The sequence below is a fragment of the Serratia marcescens genome (assembly GCF_006715005.1).
Lineage (GTDB): Bacteria > Pseudomonadota > Gammaproteobacteria > Enterobacterales > Enterobacteriaceae > Serratia > Serratia montpellierensis.
Genome location: NZ_VFMJ01000001.1, coordinates 2,147,209 through 2,166,693 on the forward strand (window position 1 = coordinate 2,147,209; position 19,485 = coordinate 2,166,693).

Genomic DNA, 19,485 nt, shown 5'->3' on the forward strand with positions numbered 1-19,485 from the left:
GCGCCCCGGCCTAGCCTAATAGCTGATGAATGCGTTGCAGCCCGGCCACCAACCGGTCCACCTCTTCGCGGGTATTATATAACGCCAGCGAAGCGCGGCACATGCTCGGCACCTGATAAAACGCCATCAGCGGCATCGCGCAGTGATGGCCGGTGCGAATGGCGATGCCGTACTGATCGAGGAAGCTGCCGACGTCATAGGCGTGGTGTTCCCCCAGATTAAAGGCGATCACCCCGGCGCGATGGGCCGGGCCATAGACTTTCAGCGTCGGCACCTGGCTGAGTGCCTCGAGCGCATAGTGCATCAGCGACTGTTCATAATCATGGATCGCATTCAGGCCCAGGGTGTCGACGTACTCGAACGCCGCCCCCAGCCCCATGATGCCGGCGGTGTTCGGCGACCCGGCCTCGAAACGCCACGGTGGATCGGCAAAGGTGGTGCCCGCCGTCAGGCTGACCTGACGGATCATCGAGCCGCCCCCTTCCCACGGCGGCATCTGCTGCAGCAGCGCCTGGCGGCCATACAGCATGCCGATACCGGAAGGGCCGTACAGCTTGTGGCCGGAAAACACGTAAAAATCGCAGTCCAGCGCCTGGACATCGACGCGCTGGTGCATCACCGCCTGCGCGCCGTCCACCAGCACCGTCAAATCCGGCGCCAGGGCTCTGGCACGGGCGATGATATCGCGCACCGGGTTGACGGTGCCCAGCACGTTGGAGACCTCGGTCAGCGCCAGCAGCTTACAGGACGCGTCGACCAGTTCCGGCAACCGCGCCAGATCCAGCGTACCGTCCGGCTGCAGCGGCCACACCCGCAGCTGCAGCCCGCGCTCCTGCGCCAGCATCTGCCAGGGCACGATGTTGGCGTGGTGCTCCATCTCGGTGATGAGAATCGCATCGCCCGGCTGCAGCAGGTGGCGGCCAAAGCTGTTGGCCACTAGGTTGATGCCTTCGGTGGTGCCTTTGACAAACACCATCTCTTCCGCCGAGGCGGCGTTGATAAAGCGCGCCGCCTGTTCCCGCACCGCTTCCATCTGCTGAGTCGCCTCGGCGCTCAGGGTGTGGATGCCGCGATGCACCGCCGCATAACCGTGGCGGTAGAACGCCAACTCGCGGTCGATCACCGACTGTGGTTTCTGCGCGCTGGCGGCGCTGTCGAGATAGGCCAGCGGTTGGCCGTTCACCTCACGCGTCAGCAGTGGAAAATCGCTGCGCACGCGTTCAATCGGATAACTCATGCAGCCTCCCCCGGCAGGCGCTGGGCGATGCGCGCCAGCACCCGTTCCCGGATGGTGTCATTGGCGATGCCTTCGGTCAGCTCTGCGGCGAAGGCGAAGATGATCATCTGCTGCGCCGCGTGTTTGTCGATGCCGCGCGACTGCAGATAGAACAGCTGCTCTTCATCGATGCGCCCCACGGTGGCGCCGTGGCTGCATTTGACGTCGTCGGCGTAGATCTCCAGCTGCGGCTTGGTATCCACCTCCGCCACCTTCCCCAACAGCAGGTTATGGTTGGTCATCTGGCCGTCGGTTTTGATCGCGTGCTTGGCCACTTTGATCATGCCGTTGAACACCGCCTTGCCGCGATCGCTGACCACGGTTTTATGCAGCTGACGGCTCTCGCAATAACCTTTGTTGTGCTCCAGATAGGTGCGGGTATCGCAGATCTCTTTGCCCACCGGCAGCACCAGGCTGTTGATTACCAGGTTCGCGCCTTCGCCGTTCAGCTGCGCGCTGGTGTTGTGCCGCGTCAGACCGGCGCCCAGCAGGAAGCTGTCGCTTTTCACCCGCGCGTCGCGGCCGATAACCAGATCGTTATGGGCAAAGTGGTAGCTCGGCTGGCTCTCAAACGCCAGCTTGCAGTGCAACAGCCCGGCGTTGTCCGCCACGTTGGCGGTCAGGCGCGCGCCGGTGAAGTGCGCGGCCTCGCCCAGGCTGACATAGTGTTCAATCACTTCCGCCTCAGCCCCGCGCCCAATCTCCAGATGATGGCGGTGATGCACGGTGTTCACTTCGCCGCTGGCGCCGCGTCCGCTGCTGATATGCAGCAGGTACAGCGGGCGAGCCGGGGCCTTGCCGGCCGGCAGGCGAATCAGGCTGGTTTCCTGTGCCAGACTTTCGGTCAGGTGCAGGAAAATCTCCGGCTGGACCGGCTCCGGCAGCGCCTGCGGCGTGCCGTAGGCAGTCAATTCAAACTGGTAGTCGCCCAGTTCGCTATCGCTGAGTGCGGCGCTGTAGCGGCCGTCGATAAACACCAGCCGACAGGCATCGATGCCAAGCGCCAGCGCCTCAAGCTGCTCTGCGCTCACCGGCGCGGGCTGCGGATCGAGGAACTGCTGTTCCAGCAGGCTCTCCAGCGGCGTGTATTTCCAGTTTTCATGCTTGCGCGTCGGCCAGCCGAGGCGCAGCGCCTGCTGCCAGTGCGCCAACGCATGCGGCGAACGCTCGCCGCCGCGGCCTTCGAACAGGCGATACAGCTGCTGCAGCGCGTTTGAATTACTGTTGGTCGGTAAGCCAGCCATAGCCCTGCTCCTCCAACTGTTTCACCAGCGAGAAATCGCCGGATTTGACGATGCGCCCCTGGGACAGCACGTGTACGTAATCCGGCTGGATGTAGTCCAGAATGCGCTGATAGTGAGTCACGATGATAAAAGCGCGCTTGCCGTCCCGCAGCGAGTTGACGCCGTTGGCGACGATCTTGAGCGCATCGATGTCTAGACCGGAGTCGGTTTCATCGAGAATGCACAGATCCGGCTCCAGCGCCGCCATCTGCAGAATGTCGTTGCGCTTTTTCTCGCCGCCGGAGAAACCGACGTTGACCGAACGGGTCAACAGATCGGCCGGCATGTCCAGCAGCGCAATTTTCTCTTCGATGAAATCGGCGAAGTCAAAACGATCCAGCGGCTCCTGCTCGCGGTATTTGCGCACCGCGTTGACCGAGGTCTGCAGGAAGAAGTGGTTGCTGACGCCGGGGATCTCCACCGGGTACTGGAAGGCCAGAAACACGCCCTCGCCGGCGCGATCTTCCGGATCCAGTTCCAGCAGGTCCTTGCCCTTGAAAGTGACTTCCCCTTCGGTCACTTCGTACTCTTCACGCCCCGCCAGCGTGGCGGACAGCGTGCTCTTGCCCGAGCCGTTCGGCCCCATGATGGCATGCACTTCGCCCGGTTTGATCTCCAGATCCAATCCCTTGAGGATCTCGTTGCCTTCCACGCTGACTTTCAAATTCTTGATGCTTAACATGCTGTGTCCTCAGATAGCGCCGACGGCGCTAAAAATGCGGCGATTAACCCACGCTGTGTTCCAGGCTGATGGCCAGAAGTTTCTGCGCCTCGACGGCGAACTCCAGCGGCAGCTCGGAGAAAACGTCCTTGCAGAAACCGTTGACGATCATCGAAATGGCGTCATCCTCGCTGATGCCGCGCTGCAGGCAGTAGAACAGCTGGTCGTCGCCGATCTTCGAGGTGGTGGCTTCGTGCTCCAGCTGAGCGCTGTTGTTGCGCGCTTCAACGTAAGGGAACGTGTGGGCACCGCTGTCCGGCCCGATCAGCATCGAGTCGCACTGGGTAAAGTTACGGGCGTTTTCCGCCCCCGGCAGGATTTTCACCAGGCCGCGATAGGTGTTCTCGCTGTGGCCGGCGGAAATGCCTTTGGCGATGATGGTCGACTTGGTGTTTTTGCCGATGTGGATCATCTTGGTGCCGGTGTCCGCCTGCTGATGGCCGCTGGTCAGCGCCACCGAGAAGAATTCGCCGATCGAATTGTCGCCCTGCAGAATCACGCTCGGGTATTTCCAGGTGATGGCCGAGCCGGTTTCCGACTGGGTCCAGGACATTTTCGAGCCGGCGCCTTCGCACAGCGCGCGCTTGGTGACGAAGTTGAGGATACCGCCCTTGCTCTCGCCGCCGGAGAACCAGTTCTGCACCGTCGAGTATTTCACTTCGGCGTCTTTATGCAGGATCACTTCCACCACCGCTGCGTGCAACTGGTAGCTGTCGCGCACCGGGGCGGAACAGCCTTCGATGTAGCTGACATAGCTGCCTTCGTCGGCGATCAGGATGGTGCGCTCGAACTGGCCGGTTTTGGCGGCGTTGATACGGAAATAGGTCGACAGCTCCATCGGGCATCGCACGCCTTTCGGCACATAGACGAAGGTGCCGTCGGAGGCTACTGCGGCGTTCAGCGCGGCGAAGAAGTTATCGTTGGAGGGCACCACGCGCCCCAGGTACTGACGCACCAGATCCGGGTATTCCTGAATCGCTTCGCCGAACGAGCAGAAGATCACCCCGCTCTCCGCCAGTTTTTCACGGTAGGTGGTAGCGACCGAGACCGAGTCGAAGATGGCGTCCACCGCCACTTCGCTGCCCTCGCGCACCGGCACCCCGAGCTGATTGAACGCCAGCTCCACTTCGCTGGTCAGGTAATCTTTTTCCGTCGCCGCGCCCGGCTGCTGCTCGGCGCCGGGTTGCGAACCGCAGGCGTCGTCGCAGCTGCCGCAGGAGGGCGCCGAATAGTAACTGTAGTCCTGGTAGTTCAGGCGATCGTAATTGGCCTTCAGCCAGTGCGGCTCTTCCATCTGCAGCCAGGCGCGGTAGGCCTCGAGGCGGAATTCCAGCATCCACTCGGGTTCGTTGCGCTTGGCCGAGATGGCGCGCACCACCTCTTCGTTGATGCCTTTGGCCAACTCATCGGTTGCCAGCTGGGTGAAGAAACCTTCTTTGTAGCGACCTTCGCTGACCCAAGCCTGCACTTCATTAGGCATTTCTACATTGCTTCGTGTCATGTTGATTGCATCGCTCAAACGCCAAAGCTCTCGCCGCACCCGCAGGCATGCTGAGCTTTAGGGTTGTTGAATTTGAATATCTGATTCAGCCCTTCGCGGACGTAATCTACCGTGGTGCCATCGATGAACGGCATCGCCTTCAGCGGCACATAGAGTTTGGCGCCGTCGCGCTCAAACAGCAGATCGTCATCGGCGGGTTCGCGGGTCAGATCCAGCACATAGGCAAAGCCGGCGCAGCCGGATTGTTTCACCCCTAGCTGCAGCCCTTTCACCTGCGGATCCTGCTGCATCAGTTTCGTTATTTGTCGTACGGCGCTGTCGCTGAGCGAAATGCCTTGCCAGACATTTTCATCCAGAGAAAAGGTGCCGACATTTTCCGTTTGCATAGGGTCTACCTCACACTCGTGTTTGGCCACAGCCAATCTGGGTTGCTTATATGTTAGTGATAACGATTATCACTTCAACCGTTTGTTTTGCGGGGGTATCCGCCGCCAGCGCGGTTTTTCGCTGCGGCGTGCGGCAAGCCAGCGGGACATTCGTGGCGGCTTGCGGCGTCCGGCGGCAAGGTGTGCATGCTATCCCTATGAATTTATTATCTATCCTGCATCACCGTACCGCACTCCCCGGTGGCCCGTCAGCGTTACAGCGCTGCGGTGCGTTGCCGATCTAAACATTCATAGAAAATACCTATTTCTGCATTCTGTCTGTCGTAAATGTGCGTTTATCGGCATTTCGTGGCGCTGCGCAAGCGCGCAACCCTCAGGTTAAAGTTTAGTCGCTCAGGATTAAGTTGGGGCGGCGGCGGTCTTTTACCCTTCCGCGCAATAAAAAAACGCCACGCCGGGGATTGATCGGCAACGCGGCAGTTTATATGATAATGATTATCATTCAGTTTGAATTTGAGCGCGAAGCCAATGACTCTTTCGATCAACGCATGGTTACTGGGCAAGATTGATGACTACAAATTCAGCGTGCGCGACGCCACGGTGGACTTTTATATGGCCGAAGCGGCGCTGCGGCGCCCGGAATGCAATATCGACCACCTGAAGCGGTACAACAGCGTCAGCCTCACCATGGCCAATCTGTGCCTGGAGAACGGCGACGATGACAGCTACCTGCACGCGCTCAGCAAGCTGCACAACCGGCTGATCGTCGAGATCAACAATCCGCAGCGCTGCCAGCTGTTTCGGGTGCAAAGCTATCACTTCGCCCGCCACACGCTGACGCTGATCTGCCAAAAGTATGCGATGGAAGGCACCTGGGAGAAGGCGAACGCGTTTCAGAAGGACTTCGTCAAACGCGTACCGTTTCAGCTGTAAAGCGAAAGGCTCCGCAGGCCGGCAGCCTGCGGAAACCGGCGAGAATCAGTCGATAACCGCCGTGGTCAGACGCGAGGTGCAGCACAGCCGATCGCGCGCGTCGAAGATCTCGATTTGCCACACCTGATGGCGACGGCCGACGTGCAGTGCGCGACATACCCCGCGCACCTGGCCATCGAACATCGCGCGCAGGTGGTTGGCGTTGATCTCCAGCCCCACCACTTTCTGCTCGCCCTCACTGCACAGGTAACCGGCCATCGATCCCATCGATTCCGCCAGCACCACCGACGCCCCGCCGTGCAACAGCCCGAACGGCTGGCGGGTACGGCCATCGACCGGCATGGTGGCCTCGAGGAAATCCTCGCCCAATTGGGTAAACTCGATGCCCACATGGCTGACCATGCAGCCGTCGCCGGCGCGGTTCAGCTGCTCCAGCGATGTTTCACGTTTCCACAATTTCACTCAATCATCTCCAGAAGTGCCTGTAATGGGTGGCGCACGCCATTGCCCTCGATGCGTTTCACCTGGCTGCGGCAGGAATAGCCGGTCGCCAGGCAGCGCTGCCTTGGCAAACGCTGCAGTGTCGGGTGCCATGATAACTCATAAATGCCGAGCGAGTTTTGCAGGTTCTTGGCTTCGTGGCCGTAAGTCCCCGCCATGCCGCAGCAGCCGACGCTGACGTTTTCCAGTTTGGCGCCGAAGCGGGCGAAGATCGCCGCCCACTGTTGGCCGCTGGCCGGCAGCGCGGTGGTTTCGGTGCAGTGGCCGAACAGATACCACGGCTCGCCGGTCGCCGGCTGTTCGGCGCGATCCGCGATCCGCTGCTGCAGCCATTCATGCACCAGCTGCACCTGGAAATCGCCGCGCTCAGCGCCGAGGATCTCGCGGTATTCGTCGCGGTAACACAGCACCAGTGCCGGATCGACGCCCACCAGCGGCATGTCGAGCTGCGCTACGCGGTTGAGAAAATCGGCGGTTTTGCGCGCGGTGCGGGCAAAGCGCGTCAGGAAACCTTTCACATGCTGCGCCTTGCCGTTCGGCGAGAACGGCAGCAGCACCGGTTTATAGCCGAGCTTCTCCACCAGGCGGACAAAGTCCGCCACCACTTTGGCGTCGTAATAGCTGGTGAACGGATCCTGGACGATCAGCACGTGATCTGCGCGCTGATCGGCGCTCAGCCCTTCCAGCTGCTCCAGCGTCAGCGTGGTCGCGCGGTGGCCGGACAGCTGCTGACGCAGCGTCGGGCTGGACAGCAGCGGCAGATCGACCATGCCGATGGCGTTGCGGCTCATCTCCCGCAGCCACGGCTGGCGGAAGAAGAAGTTGAACACCTTCGGCGCGCGGGCCATCAATGGGGTATAGCTCTCCACGCCGGCGACCATGTAGTCGCTTACCGGGCGCAGATAACGGGTGTGGTAGAGCTGCAGGAAGCGCGAACGGAATCCCGGCACGTCAATCTTGATCGGGCACTGGGTGGAGCAGGCCTTGCAGGCCAGGCAGCCGGACATCGCCTCTTTCACTTCGTGCGAGAAGTCATACTCGCCCTTGCCCGCGTGCCAGCTGTTGCGGGTCTTTTCGATCAAACCGCGCAGGCTGACTCGTTGCTGCGGCAGCTGTTCCTCCAGCGCCAAAGGATCGACGCCCTGCTCGGCCAACAGACGCAGCCACTCGCGCACCAGCGTCGCCCGCCCTTTCGGTGAATGAATGCGGTTGCCGCTGATCTTCATCGACGGGCACATCGGGCTGCGCACGTCGAAGTTGAAGCACAGGCCGTTGCCGTTACACTCCAGCGCGCCGCGGAACGAAGTGCGCACCTCGACCGGGATCTGACGATCGAAGGTGCCGCGTTTAACCGCGTCCACCTGCATCATCGGCGCATCTACCGCCAGTGGCGAACAGATCTTGCCCGGGTTCAGCCGGTTATCCGGATCAAACGCCGCCTTGATGCGGCGCAGCTCTTCATACAGCGTTTCCCCGAAGAACTCAGGGCTGTACTCGGCACGGAAGCCCTTACCGTGCTCACCCCACAGCAGGCCGCCGTATTTGGCGGTCAGCGCCACCACCTGATCGGAGATCTGCTTCATCAGCACTTCCTGCTGCGGGTCGCACATGTCGAGCGCCGGGCGCACGTGCAGCACCCCGGCGTCGACGTGGCCGAACATGCCGTAGCTCAGGTGGTGGTCGTCGAGCAGTTGACGGAATTCGACGATATAGTCCGCCAGGTGTTGCGGCGGCACGCAGGTGTCCTCGGCGAACGGAATCGGCTTGGCGCGCCCCTTGGCGTTGCCCAGCAGCCCGACCGCCTTCTTGCGCATGTTGTAAATGCGCTCGATGCCGACCAGATCGCCGCAGATCTGGTACCCGATCACACCGCCCTGCCGCTGCCCGATCAGTTCATCCAGCCGTTGGCACAGCGTCTCCATCTGACCGTCGATCAGCGCCCGATCGTCGCCGGCGAACTCAACGATGTTCAGCCCCAGCATCTCTTTATCCGGCACGTCGGCGATCAGTTCGTTCACCGAGTGCCAAACGATGTCTTCACGCGCCAGGTTCAGCACCTTGGAATCGATGGTTTCCACCGACAGCGCCTTGGCTTCGACCATAAAGGGCGCATTGCGCAGCGCCGAGTCGAAGGAGTCATACTTCACGTTGACCAGGCGGCGCACTTTCGGCAGCGGCGTGATATCCAGCCGCGCCTCGGTGATAAACGCCAGCGTGCCTTCGGCGCCGGTCAGGATGCGCGTCAGATCGAAAGTTTGCAGATCGTCGCTCAGCACATGGCGCAGATCGTAACCGGTGAGGAAGCGGTTGAGTTTGGGGAATTTCTCGAGGATCAGCGCACGCTGCTCGCGGCAGCGGTTGAGCACCGTGCGGTAGATGCGCCCTTCGGCGGTCTCTTCCAGAGCAATCGTTTCCGCCAGCGCCGTCGGCATGGCGCGGGTATCGATCATCTCACCGCCCAGCAGCACCGCCCGCAGGCCTAACACGTGATCGGAGGTTTTGCCGTACACCAACGAGCCCTGGCCGGAGGCGTCGGTGTTGATCATGCCGCCCAGCGTGGCGCGGTTGCTGGTGGACAGTTCCGGCGAGAAGAAATAGCCGAACGGCCGCAGATACTGATTCAGCTGATCCTTGATGACGCCGGCTTCGACTTTTACCCAGCCTTGTTCGACGTTGATTTCCAGAATGCGGTTCATATGGCGCGACATATCGACCACGATGCCGGTATTGAGCGACTGGCCGTTGGTGCCGGTGCCGCCGCCGCGCGGGCTGAAGGTCAGCGTCTTGAATCGCTCCTCCCCGGCCAGGCGGGCGATCAGCGCCACGTCGGCGGTGGAACGGGGGAACACCACCGCATCGGGCAACAGCTGATAGATGCTGTTGTCGGTAGCCATCGTCAGCCGGTCAGCGTAGCTGGTGGCGGTATCGCCGTTGAATCCGTTTTGCTTCAGTGCTTCCAAAAAGTCGAGCACCCGTTGAACGAGGCCGGGCGCCTGAGAAATCTGTGGGATCATTCGCTTTTTTGACCCTGTCCGTCTATTTTTTATGCGCTGATGTACGCTGAATCGGGCCTTTAATTCAGACCCACCCTATTTTTTAGTGACACTAAAAACTAACATACTCGTTTAGTGAAGGCATTCACATTATTACCGCCCTGCGAGCGCCGCCACAGGCGGCCGCCCGGCGGTGATAAACCGACCGACAGGCACCCCGATACCCCGGTGCCAGGGATTTAATTGACCAGGATGAGAAGCCACTGATGCCACTCCCGCAATCGCGTTACGACTTACCGCGAATTATTTTCGGCGTGCTGTTTATCGCCATCATGATCGTCGCCTGTTTTTGGGTGATCCAACCGTTTATTCTCGGCTTCGCCTGGGCGGGCATGGTGGTGATCGCCACCTGGCCGCTGCTGCTCAAACTGCAAAAGCTGCTGTGGGGCCGCCGCTCGCTGGCGGTGCTGGTCATGACCCTGCTGCTGATCCTGCTGTTCATTCTGCCTATCTCCCTGCTGATCAGCAGCGTGGTGGATAACAGCGCACCGCTGATCGCCTGGGCCAGTTCGCCGGGCAAGCTGCATATTCCCGATCTCGCCTGGCTGCAGTCCGTGCCGATGATCGGCGACAGGCTCTACACCAGCTACCACACGCTGATCAACGCCGGCGGCGCCGCGCTGCTGGCGAAAGTGCAGCCGTACTTCGGCCAGACCGCCACCTGGTTCGTGGCGCAGGCGGCGCATATCGGCCGTCTGCTGCTGCACTGCGCGCTGATGCTGCTGTTCAGCGCATTGCTGTATGCGCGCGGCGAGCAGGTAGCGCTGGGTATCCGCCACTTTGCGGTGCGCCTCGGTTCTGCACGCGGCGATGCGGCGGTGCTGCTGGGTGGCCAGGCGATCCGCGCCGTCGCGCTGGGCGTAGTGGTGACGGCGCTGGTGCAGTCAGTACTGGGCGGTATCGGTCTGGCGGTGAGCGGCATTCCGGCCGCCACCTTGTTGACGATGCTGATCTTTATCTGCTGCGTAGCGCAATTGGGGCCACTGTTGGTGCTGGTGCCGGCCATCATCTGGCTGTACTGGCATGGCGACACCACCTGGGGCACCGTGTTACTGGTCTGGAGCTGCGTGGTAGCAACGCTGGATAACGTGCTGCGCCCGGTGCTGATCCGTATGGGCGCCGACCTGCCGCTGCTGCTGATCCTGTCCGGCGTTATCGGCGGCTTGCTGGCCTTCGGCATGATCGGCCTGTTCATCGGCCCGGTGGTGTTGGCAGTATCTTATCGCCTGCTGACCGCCTGGATGAATGAAGCGCCGGAGCCGACCACCGCGCCGGAGCAAGTCATCGAAGATCTGGAAAAACGCTAATTCCCCCTTCCGCCCGCATCGTCGGGCGGAATATTTCCCCCCGTCATTATTCCTACCTCATTCGAGTAATATCTACGCCAAATATAATGCCGCGATATATTGATTGAGGCCCGGCGAATGAAAGGTGCAATGTAAATCTCTGTTTGTTGCAAGCGGCAAAAAGAGATAACGCCCGCAAATAAAATGTGATGACGCTATCGATTAGGATGATTCTTAATGACTAGTCGCGTTCAAAAATCTAGTATTATGGCCATCTATTGCTTCAAATCACTGATTTTAAAGCAACCTTTCTGAACAATGTAATGCCATACATGTGAATTGCTGTGTGTAGTCTTTGCCCATCTCCTACGGTGGGCTTTTTTTTATTCTTTTTTCGCCAAATTGATTATTTTACGCGCCGTTATTTACATTCAGAAATAAAAAGGCCGCAGCGTTAACTGCGGCCCGGCGTTAATGCCTTAGCGATGCCGAGGCATTATTTCTTTTTCGACAAATTAATCCAGGTCTGCACCACGGTGTCCGGATTGAGCGACAGGCTGTCGATGCCCTGCTCCATCAGCCATTCGGCGAAGTCTTCGTGGTCGGACGGGCCCTGGCCGCAGATGCCGACGTATTTGCCGTGGCGCTTGGCCGCCTGAATCGCCATCGACAGCAGCGCTTTCACCGCCTCGTTGCGTTCATCGAACAGCTCCGACACCACGCCGGAGTCACGATCCAGCCCCAGCGCCAGCTGGGTCATGTCGTTGGAGCCGATAGAGAAGCCGTCGAAGTGCTCGAGGAACTGATCCGCCAACAGCGCATTGGACGGGATCTCGCACATCATGATCACTTTCAGCCCGTTTTCACCGCGCTTCAGCCCCTGACGCGCCAGCTCCGCCACCACCGCTTCCGCCTGGGCCACAGTGCGCACGAACGGCACCATGATTTCGACGTTGGTCAGCCCCATTTCATTACGCACGCGTTTCACCGCCTCGCACTCCAGCGCGAAGCAATCGCGGAAGCTGTCGGCCACGTAACGGCCGGCGCCACGGAAGCCCAGCATCGGGTTCTCTTCGTGCGGTTCATACTTGTCGCCGCCCACCAGGTTGGCGTACTCGTTGGATTTGAAGTCGGACAGGCGCACGATCACGCGCTTCGGCCAGAAGGCGGCGCCCAGCGTCGCGATGCCTTCGGTCAGGCGGCCGACGTAGAACTCGACCGGGTGATCGTAACCCTGCATCAGCGCGCGAATTTCGTTTTGCAGCGCCGGCGTCTGCTGATCGAATTCCAGCAGCGCGCGCGGGTGCACGCCGATCATGCGGTTGATGATAAATTCCAGCCGCGCCAGGCCCACGCCTTCGTTCGGCAAACGCGCAAAGTCGAAGGCGCGATCCGGGTTGCCGACGTTCATCATGATCTTCAGCGGCAGATCCGGCAGCTCGGTCACTTCGGAGCTCTGCACGCTGAAGTCCAGCATGTCGCTGTAAACGAAGCCGGTATCGCCTTCCGCGCAGGAGACGGTGACTTTTTGGCCGTCTTTCAGCACGTCGGTGGCGTGGCCGCAGCCCACCACCGCCGGAATGCCCAGCTCACGGGCGATGATCGCCGCGTGACAGGTGCGCCCGCCGCGGTTGGTAACGATCGCGGCGGCCTTCTTCATGATCGGCTCCCAGTCCGGGTCGGTCATGTCGGTCACCAGCACGTCGCCTGGCAGGATGCGATCCATTTCGCTGATGTCGTGGATCACTTTCACCGGGCCAGCGCCGATGCGGTGGCCGATGGCGCGGCCTTCCACCAGCACCGGGCTGGAACCGTTCAACTGATAGCGCTCCATGGTCTGCTCGTTGGAGCGCACGGTCTCCGGACGCGCCTGCACGATCAGCAGTTTGCCGGTATGGCCGTCTTTCGCCCACTCGATATCCATCGGGCGGCCGTAGTGTTTTTCGATCAGGATCGCCTGCTGCGCCAGCGCCTGCACTTCGTCATCCGTCAGCGAGAAACGGCTGCGCTGCGCTTCCGGCACGTCTTCGATGCGCACCTGTTTGCCGTGATCCTGCGACGGCGCGTACACCATACGGATCTTTTTCGAGCCCAAGTTGCGGCGCACGATCGCCGGCTTGCCGTTTTGCAGCGTCGGTTTGTGCACGTAGAACTCATCCGGGTTCACCGCGCCCTGCACCACCATTTCGCCCAGGCCGAAGGCGGAGGTGATGAACACCACCTGATCAAAGCCGGACTCGGTGTCGATGGTGAACATCACGCCCGAGGAGGCCAGATCGGAGCGCACCATACGCTGTACGCCGGCCGACAGCGCCACGCCGCGGTGGTCATAGCCCTGATGCACGCGATAAGAGATGGCGCGGTCGTTGAACAGCGACGCGAAGACGTGCTTGATCGCCACCATCACGGCGTCGATGCCCTGCACGTTGAGGAAGGTTTCCTGCTGGCCGGCAAAGGACGCGTCCGGCATGTCTTCCGCCGTGGCGGAGGAGCGCACCGCAAAGGAGGCTTCCGGTTCGCCGTCGGCGAGCTGTTGGTAAGCCTGATGAATTTCACGTTCGAACTCGGCGTGGAACGGCGTGTCGATCACCCATTGGCGGATCTGGGCGCCGGCCTTGGCCAGTTGTGCAACGTCGTCAACGTCGGTCTGATCCAGTAGCTGATAGATGCGCTGGTTAACACCGCTTTGTTCGAGGAAATCATTAAACGCCTGTGCGGTGGTGGCAAAACCGTTCGGCACGGCCACGCCCAAATCGGAAAGATTGGTGATCATTTCACCGAGGGAGGCGTTTTTGCCGCCGACACGGTCAACGTCGTGCATGCCAAGCTGGTTGTACCAAAGCACATTACGCAAGTCTGGGCCATTGTTGGACATCGAGACAATCCTTATTGCTATCAGTAGGGTAAAGACGGATTTAATTCGCTTGCTTTACGGCGCCGCTAACACGGAGCCGAATCAGACTAGCACACTGATCTGGGGAAAATGGAAAGGTGAATCGATCAACCCACTGAAGAAAGTGGTTTTTAAGAGAATGTCCTAACCGGCTGATTTGCCTGGGAACCGTTCCCAATCGCACGAAAAGCTTAGTTCTCAACAAATTACGTTGTTTTTAAACTTCTGTTTTAATGACCACGCAAACGCTACCGTTTTTGGTGAAAATAGCGGCAAATTGGCGTTTCGGATCGAAAAGCGTCGCTGCGCCACGATTTTTACCGCCGCCAAAGCGCGCTTTTCTTCACGCGCCGCCGCAAGGCGGTTTACCGCCGCGCCGTCACAATTTTTTCCCTCGCCCCTTTACCGACGAATCGTCTGCAGCTCATGATATTGGCAGTGATCAACTGCAGGAACACCGTTTTCAGGTAAGGAGCCTCGGGTGGAAAGAAGCGTTTTTTATATTTCGGATGGTACGGCGATCACCGCCGAAGTGCTGGGGCACGCGGTGCTGTCGCAGTTCCCGGTCACGGCAACCACGTACACCTTGCCATTTGTCGAAACCGAGGCCCGTGCACGCGCAGTTCGCCAACAAATTGATGATATCTATAATGAAACCGGCGTGCGGCCGCTGGTGTTTTACTCCATCATCTCGCCGGAAGTGCGCGACGTGATCGTCCAGAGCCAGGGCTTCTGTCAGGATATCGTGCAGGCGCTGGTCGGCCCGCTGCAGGGCGAGCTGGACGTGGAACCGACGCCGGTGCCGAACCGCACCCACGGCCTGACCGCCAGCAACCTCGGCAAGTACGATGCGCGCATCGCCGCCATCGACTATACCCTGGCGCACGATGACGGCATTTCGCTGCGCAACCTCGATCAGGCGCAGGTGATCCTGCTCGGCGTGTCGCGCTGCGGCAAAACCCCCACCAGTCTCTATCTGGCGATGCAGTTCGGCATCCGCGCCGCCAACTACCCGTTTATCGCCGATGATATGGACAATTTGCACCTGCCGGCTTCGCTGAAACCGTTTCAGCATAAATTATTCGGTCTGACCATCGATCCGGAGCGCCTGGCGGCGATCCGCGAAGAACGGCGCGAAAACAGCCGTTACGCCTCATTGCGCCAGTGCCGCATGGAGATCGCCGAAGTCGAGGCGCTGTTCCGCAAAAATCAGATCCGCTACCTCAATACCACCAACTATTCGGTCGAAGAGATCTCCACCAAAATCCTCGATATCCTCGGTATGAGCCGCCGCATGTTCTGATCTTTTTCCCGCGGGGCCGTCGCGCCCCGCCGCCTGGCGTTTATTTCAGCAATAGCTGATTTTTTTGTGCTTTTTTTCGCGGCTTTGATCAACAGAACGCAATCTCTACGGTTGAATTCAGCGCTTTTTGCGTTATTGTGATCGCCATCACTTCCCGGCACTCCTGCCGCAGAGAAGAACAGTTTCCAGGGAACAGCATGTACAAAACAGATGAACTGCGGACCGCGCGCATCGACAGCCTCGTCACGCCGCAAGCGTTGGCGGACAAGCTGCCGATCTCGGCGGCCGTTGCCGATAACGTGACAGCGTCACGAAAACGCATTGAAAAAATCCTCACCGGTGAAGACCGCCGCCTGTTGGTGGTGATAGGCCCCTGCTCCATCCACGATCTCGACGCCGCCGTCGATTACGCCGGCCGGCTGAACGCCCTGCGCGAACGCTACCAGGATCGCCTGGAGATCGTGATGCGCACCTACTTCGAAAAACCGCGCACCGTCGTCGGCTGGAAAGGTCTGATCTCCGATCCAGCGCTGGACGGCACTTTCCAGGTCAACCGCGGCATCGAAATGGCGCGCCGCCTGCTGCTGGAAGTGAACCAGCTCGGCCTGCCGACTGCCACCGAATTTCTGGACATGGTGGTCGGCCAATACATCGCCGATCTGATCAGCTGGGGTGCCATCGGCGCACGCACCACCGAAAGCCAGATCCACCGTGAAATGGCTTCGGCGCTCTCTTGCCCGGTCGGCTTCAAAAACGGCACCGATGGCAACACTCGCATCGCCATCGACGCCATTCGCGCGGCGCGCGCCGGGCACATGTTCCTGTCGCCGGACAAACATGGCCAGATGACCATCTACCAGACCAGCGGCAACCCGTATGGCCACATCATCATGCGCGGCGGCAAAACGCCGAACTACCACGCCAGCGACATCGCCACCGCCTGCGACAGCCTGCGCGAGTTCGATCTGCCTGAACACCTGGTGATCGACTTCAGCCACGGCAACTGCCAGAAGATGCACCGCCGCCAGCTGGAAGTGGCCGACAATGTCTGCCAGCAGATCCGCGCCGGCTCCGCCGCCATCACCGGCGTGATGGCGGAAAGCTTCCTGGTGGAAGGCACGCAGAAAATCGTCGCCGGCCAGCCGCTGACCTATGGCCAGTCGATCACCGATCCTTGCCTGAGCTGGTCCGACAGCGAACAGCTGCTGGCGATGCTGGCGGATGCGGTCGATAGCCGTTTCTAACCCAGTAGAGGCCGGGGCCACGCCCCGGCTTTATTCCTTCTGCCCCGCTCATCTATACTGATCGCAACGCTTTAGCACCCGCCGAAATGCACCTGGAGCCCCGGCATGATTCACTCTCTGTTATCCATCCCCTGCGTCACGCTGCAGGGCGAGCAAAAAACGCTGGGAGATTTCCCGGCGCGCGCTTATCTGGTGGTCAACACCGCCAGCAAGTGCGGCTTCACCCCGCAATACCGCGGGCTGGAAAATTTGTGGCAATACTATCGTGAACGCGGCCTGGTGGTGCTCGGCTTCCCCTGCAACCAGTTTGGTTCTCAGGAGCCGGGCAGCCCGCTGGAGATCGCCAATTTTTGCAGCCTCAACTACGGCGTCAGTTTCCCGCTGTTCAACAAGATAGACGTTAACGGTCCCGGCGCACACCCGCTGTTCAATGAGCTGAAACGCCTGGCGCCCGGCATTCTGGGCAGCCGCCGCATCAAGTGGAATTTCACCAAGTTCCTGCTCACCGCCGACGGCCAGCGCGTCACGCGTTTTGCACCGATCACCAAGCCCGAACGTCTGTTTGACCGCATCGAAACCCTGCTGAAATAACGCCCCTTTTTTACGGGCCGAGTGCGCTCGGCCCGCCGCCGGATGTCCATTCGACAAAAAGGTTCCATCGGTAAGAAAATTTTCCTTGATGTAACCTTTCCTTCACATGATAATGATTCTCAGTTTGATATTAATTACCATTTAATGGTCTGTTTTATAAGCACAATGATGATGGATACTGCCAACACGCCTACCCCCGCCGCCGCGGCCCCGACCGAGCACAGCGCAAACGCGCCGCCCAGCTACGACAGCGCACAGCTGCTCGGCGCCGACGGCATCGCGTTCATTACCCATCAGGGCCAGCGCTATCAGCTGCGGCAGACCAAAGCCGGGAAATTGATCCTGACCAAATAACCACAGAATCCTCAAACGCCAGCCACCCCGATCTTTTGATCCAGGCAGCCAGCAAATCTATTGATATGTTTATTACATACGGAGAGTTGCACCATGCCTCTGACATTTTCCACCCGGCTGCGTTTTTCCGCTTTGAGTCTGGCGATTGCCTGTGCTCTGCCTACGGTGGCCTTGGCACAAAACACCAGCACAACATCCTCTTCCAACGCGGCAGCGGCCAAAAAAGCCAAAGCCGCCGACGAGACCATGACCGTGGTCGCCACCGGCAACCAACGCAGCAGCTTTGAAGCGCCGATGATGGTCACGGTGATCGAAGGCAACTCGCCGGAAAGCCAGACCGCCACCTCGGCCGCCGATATGCTGCGCCGCGTGCCGGGCATCACCGTCAACGGCACCGGGCGCAGCAACGGTCAGGACGTGACGATGCGCGGCTACGGCAAAAACGGCGTGCTGACGCTGGTCGACGGCATCCGCCAGGGGACCGATACCGGCCACATCGGCGGCACCTTCCTCGATCCGGCGCTGGTCAAGCGCATTGAAATTGTGCGCGGCCCCTCTGCGTTGCTGTACGGCAGTGGCGCACTGGGCGGCGTCATCGCCTACGAGACCGTCGATGCCGCCGATCTGCTGCTGCCGGGCCACGATACCGGGTTCCGCGTCTACGGCACTGCTGGCACCGGCGATCACAGCCTGGGCATGGGCGCCAGCGCCTACGGCAAGACCGATAACCTCGACGGCCTGCTGTCGTTCGGTACTCGCGACGTCGGCAATCTGCGTCAGGGCAACGGCTTCGATGCGCCAAACGACGAAACCATCAGCAACGTGCTGGCCAAAGGCACCTGGAAAATCGACGACAATCAGTCATTGAGCGGCGATCTGCGCTACTACAACAACAGCGCCCAGGAACCGAAAAACCCGCAGACGCCGGACAGCTCGAGCGGCAACCCGATGACCAACCGCTCCACCATCCAGCGCGATGCCGCTCTGAGCTATAAGCTCAAGCCGGTCGGCCAGGATTGGCTGGACGCCACCGCCAAGCTGTACACCTCGGAAGTCAAAATCAATGCGCACAACGCCGGTGCGACCGACGAATTCCGCAAGCAGACCACCAACGGCGGCAAGCTGGAAAACCGTACGCGTCTGTTCGCCGACAGTTTTGCGTCACACCTGCTGACCTACGGCTCCGAAGTCTATGAACAGAAACAGCAGCCGAGCGGCGCCACCACCAGCTTCCCGCAGGCCAAGATCAACTTCGCCTCCGGCTGGCTGCAGGATGAAATTACGCTGCGCGACATTCCGATCACCGTGCTGGCCGGCACGCGCTACGACGATTACAAAGGCAGCAGCCAGGGCCACGAAGACGTCAAGGCCGACAAATGGTCGTCCCGCGGGGCCCTGAGCTACTCGCCGACCGACTGGCTGATGCTGTTCGGCTCCTATTCCCAAGCCTTCCGTGCCCCGACCATGGGCGAGATGTACAACGATTCGCGCCACTTCCCCGGCAACTATTGGGTGCCTAACCCGAATCTGCGGCCGGAAACCACCAGCACCACCGAAGCCGGTTTCGGCCTGCGCTTCGACGATCTGCTGCTGGCGGATGACAGCCTGCAATTCAAGGCCAGTTATTTCGATACCGACGCCAAAGACTACATCTTCATGTATGTCACCCGCACGCAGACCGCCTCAGCGAATATCTCTCGCGCCAAGATTTGGGGTTGGGACACCTCGCTGAACTACCAGACCAAGTGGTTTAACTGGGATCTGGCTTACAACCGCACACGCGGCAAGGACAAGTCTCGCAATGGCGAATTGAACGCGAAAAGCGGCGATTGGCTGGCCGACATCAGCCCGGATACCGTTACCAGTTCGCTGGACGTGCCGCTGGGAGAAACCGGTTTGTCCGCCGGCTGGGTCGCCACCTTCGCCGAGCGCGCCACCCGTGTCCAAACGGGGACGCCGGAGCAAGGCGGCTACGGCGTCAACGACTTCTATCTGAGCTACAAGGGCCGCGATCGGCTGCAAGGCATGACCACCACCGTAGTGCTGGGCAACGCCTTCGACAAAGAATATTACTCGCCGCAGGGCGTCCCGCAGGATGGCCGCAACGCCAAACTGCTGGTCAGCTACCAGTGGTAATCATTTGACTATCTGGCGGACAAC

Annotated in this window: 15 protein-coding genes and 1 other RNA gene; 8 read left to right on the forward strand and 8 right to left on the reverse strand. The window is 60.2% G+C overall.

Annotation, left to right across the window (positions count from 1 at the left end; genetic code table 11):
* Positions 1-10 precede the first annotated feature (10 nt).
* Genes sufS through sufA form a run of 5 tightly spaced genes read right to left on the reverse strand, consistent with a single transcriptional unit; the run spans position 11 to position 5,167 of the window.
* Complete coding sequence (sufS, locus tag FHU12_RS10230) at positions 11-1,237, reverse strand: cysteine desulfurase SufS (RefSeq protein ID WP_141969119.1); 1,227 nt, start codon at positions 1,235-1,237, stop codon at positions 11-13.
* Positions 1,234-2,520, reverse strand: coding sequence for a Fe-S cluster assembly protein SufD (gene sufD, locus FHU12_RS10235; RefSeq protein WP_089196992.1), 1,287 nt, complete (start codon positions 2,518-2,520; stop codon positions 1,234-1,236). The genes sufS and sufD overlap by 4 nt, the downstream gene beginning before the upstream one ends.
* Entirely contained in the window at positions 2,495-3,241 is a 747-nt protein-coding gene (gene sufC, locus FHU12_RS10240; RefSeq protein WP_016927936.1) for a Fe-S cluster assembly ATPase SufC, read from the reverse strand. The genes sufD and sufC overlap by 26 nt, the downstream gene beginning before the upstream one ends.
* A 43-nt stretch (positions 3,242-3,284) precedes the next feature.
* Positions 3,285-4,781: a Fe-S cluster assembly protein SufB gene (gene sufB, locus FHU12_RS10245; RefSeq protein WP_033638360.1), complete on the reverse strand. Its 1,497-nt coding sequence runs from the start codon at positions 4,779-4,781 to the stop codon at positions 3,285-3,287.
* A gap of 14 nt (positions 4,782-4,795) precedes the next feature.
* Complete coding sequence (sufA, locus tag FHU12_RS10250) at positions 4,796-5,167, reverse strand: Fe-S cluster assembly scaffold SufA (protein ID WP_004931368.1); 372 nt, start codon at positions 5,165-5,167, stop codon at positions 4,796-4,798.
* A gap of 528 nt (positions 5,168-5,695) precedes the next feature.
* On the opposite strand from sufA, the gene FHU12_RS10255 reads away from it, so the two are divergent.
* Complete coding sequence (locus FHU12_RS10255; protein WP_004931369.1) at positions 5,696-6,100, forward strand: hypothetical protein; 405 nt, start codon at positions 5,696-5,698, stop codon at positions 6,098-6,100.
* A 45-nt stretch (positions 6,101-6,145) separates the two neighbouring features.
* On the opposite strand, the gene menI is transcribed toward FHU12_RS10255, so the two are convergent.
* Positions 6,146-6,562: a 1,4-dihydroxy-2-naphthoyl-CoA hydrolase gene (gene menI / locus FHU12_RS10260; protein ID WP_141969121.1), complete on the reverse strand. Its 417-nt coding sequence runs from the start codon at positions 6,560-6,562 to the stop codon at positions 6,146-6,148.
* The gene (gene ydiJ, locus FHU12_RS10265; RefSeq protein ID WP_141969123.1) at positions 6,559-9,615 is read right to left on the reverse strand and encodes a D-2-hydroxyglutarate dehydrogenase YdiJ; all 3,057 of its coding nucleotides are present in this window, start codon (positions 9,613-9,615) and stop codon (positions 6,559-6,561) included. The genes menI and ydiJ overlap by 4 nt, the downstream gene beginning before the upstream one ends.
* A gap of 245 nt (positions 9,616-9,860) precedes the next feature.
* On the opposite strand from ydiJ, the gene ydiK reads away from it, so the two are divergent.
* Both ydiK and rprA read left to right on the forward strand, forming a co-directional pair.
* The gene (gene ydiK, locus FHU12_RS10270) at positions 9,861-10,961 is read left to right on the forward strand and encodes an AI-2E family transporter YdiK (protein WP_060432118.1); all 1,101 of its coding nucleotides are present in this window, start codon (positions 9,861-9,863) and stop codon (positions 10,959-10,961) included.
* A 256-nt stretch (positions 10,962-11,217) separates the two neighbouring features.
* Positions 11,218-11,327, forward strand: an RNA gene (rprA, locus tag FHU12_RS10275) — antisense sRNA RprA.
* Positions 11,328-11,436: 109 nt separating this feature from the next.
* Here rprA and ppsA read toward each other — a convergent pair.
* On the reverse strand, positions 11,437-13,815 hold the full coding sequence (gene ppsA, locus FHU12_RS10280) for a phosphoenolpyruvate synthase (protein ID WP_141969125.1): 2,379 nt from the start codon (positions 13,813-13,815) through the stop codon (positions 11,437-11,439).
* Between the two features lie 499 nt (positions 13,816-14,314).
* Between ppsA and ppsR the strand changes: the two genes are divergently transcribed.
* The 5 genes from ppsR to FHU12_RS10310 all read left to right on the forward strand — a co-directional run bounded on the left by ppsR (position 14,315) and on the right by FHU12_RS10310 (position 19,461).
* A complete protein-coding gene (ppsR, locus tag FHU12_RS10290; RefSeq protein WP_025302640.1) occupies positions 14,315-15,136 on the forward strand; it encodes a posphoenolpyruvate synthetase regulatory kinase/phosphorylase PpsR in 822 nt (273 codons plus the stop codon).
* A gap of 197 nt (positions 15,137-15,333) precedes the next feature.
* Entirely contained in the window at positions 15,334-16,380 is a 1,047-nt protein-coding gene (locus FHU12_RS10295) for a 3-deoxy-7-phosphoheptulonate synthase (protein ID WP_038871025.1), read from the forward strand.
* Between the two features lie 105 nt (positions 16,381-16,485).
* The gene (locus tag FHU12_RS10300) at positions 16,486-16,971 is read left to right on the forward strand and encodes a glutathione peroxidase (protein WP_141969127.1); all 486 of its coding nucleotides are present in this window, start codon (positions 16,486-16,488) and stop codon (positions 16,969-16,971) included.
* 171 nt (positions 16,972-17,142) lie between these two features.
* Positions 17,143-17,325 (forward strand): hemin uptake protein HemP, encoded by a 183-nt coding sequence (gene hemP / locus FHU12_RS10305; protein ID WP_016927944.1) that lies wholly within the window; start codon positions 17,143-17,145, stop codon positions 17,323-17,325.
* A 93-nt stretch (positions 17,326-17,418) separates the two neighbouring features.
* Positions 17,419-19,461 (forward strand): TonB-dependent receptor, heme/hemoglobin family, encoded by a 2,043-nt coding sequence (locus tag FHU12_RS10310; RefSeq protein ID WP_141969129.1) that lies wholly within the window; start codon positions 17,419-17,421, stop codon positions 19,459-19,461.
* The last annotated feature ends 24 nt before the right edge of the window (positions 19,462-19,485 follow it).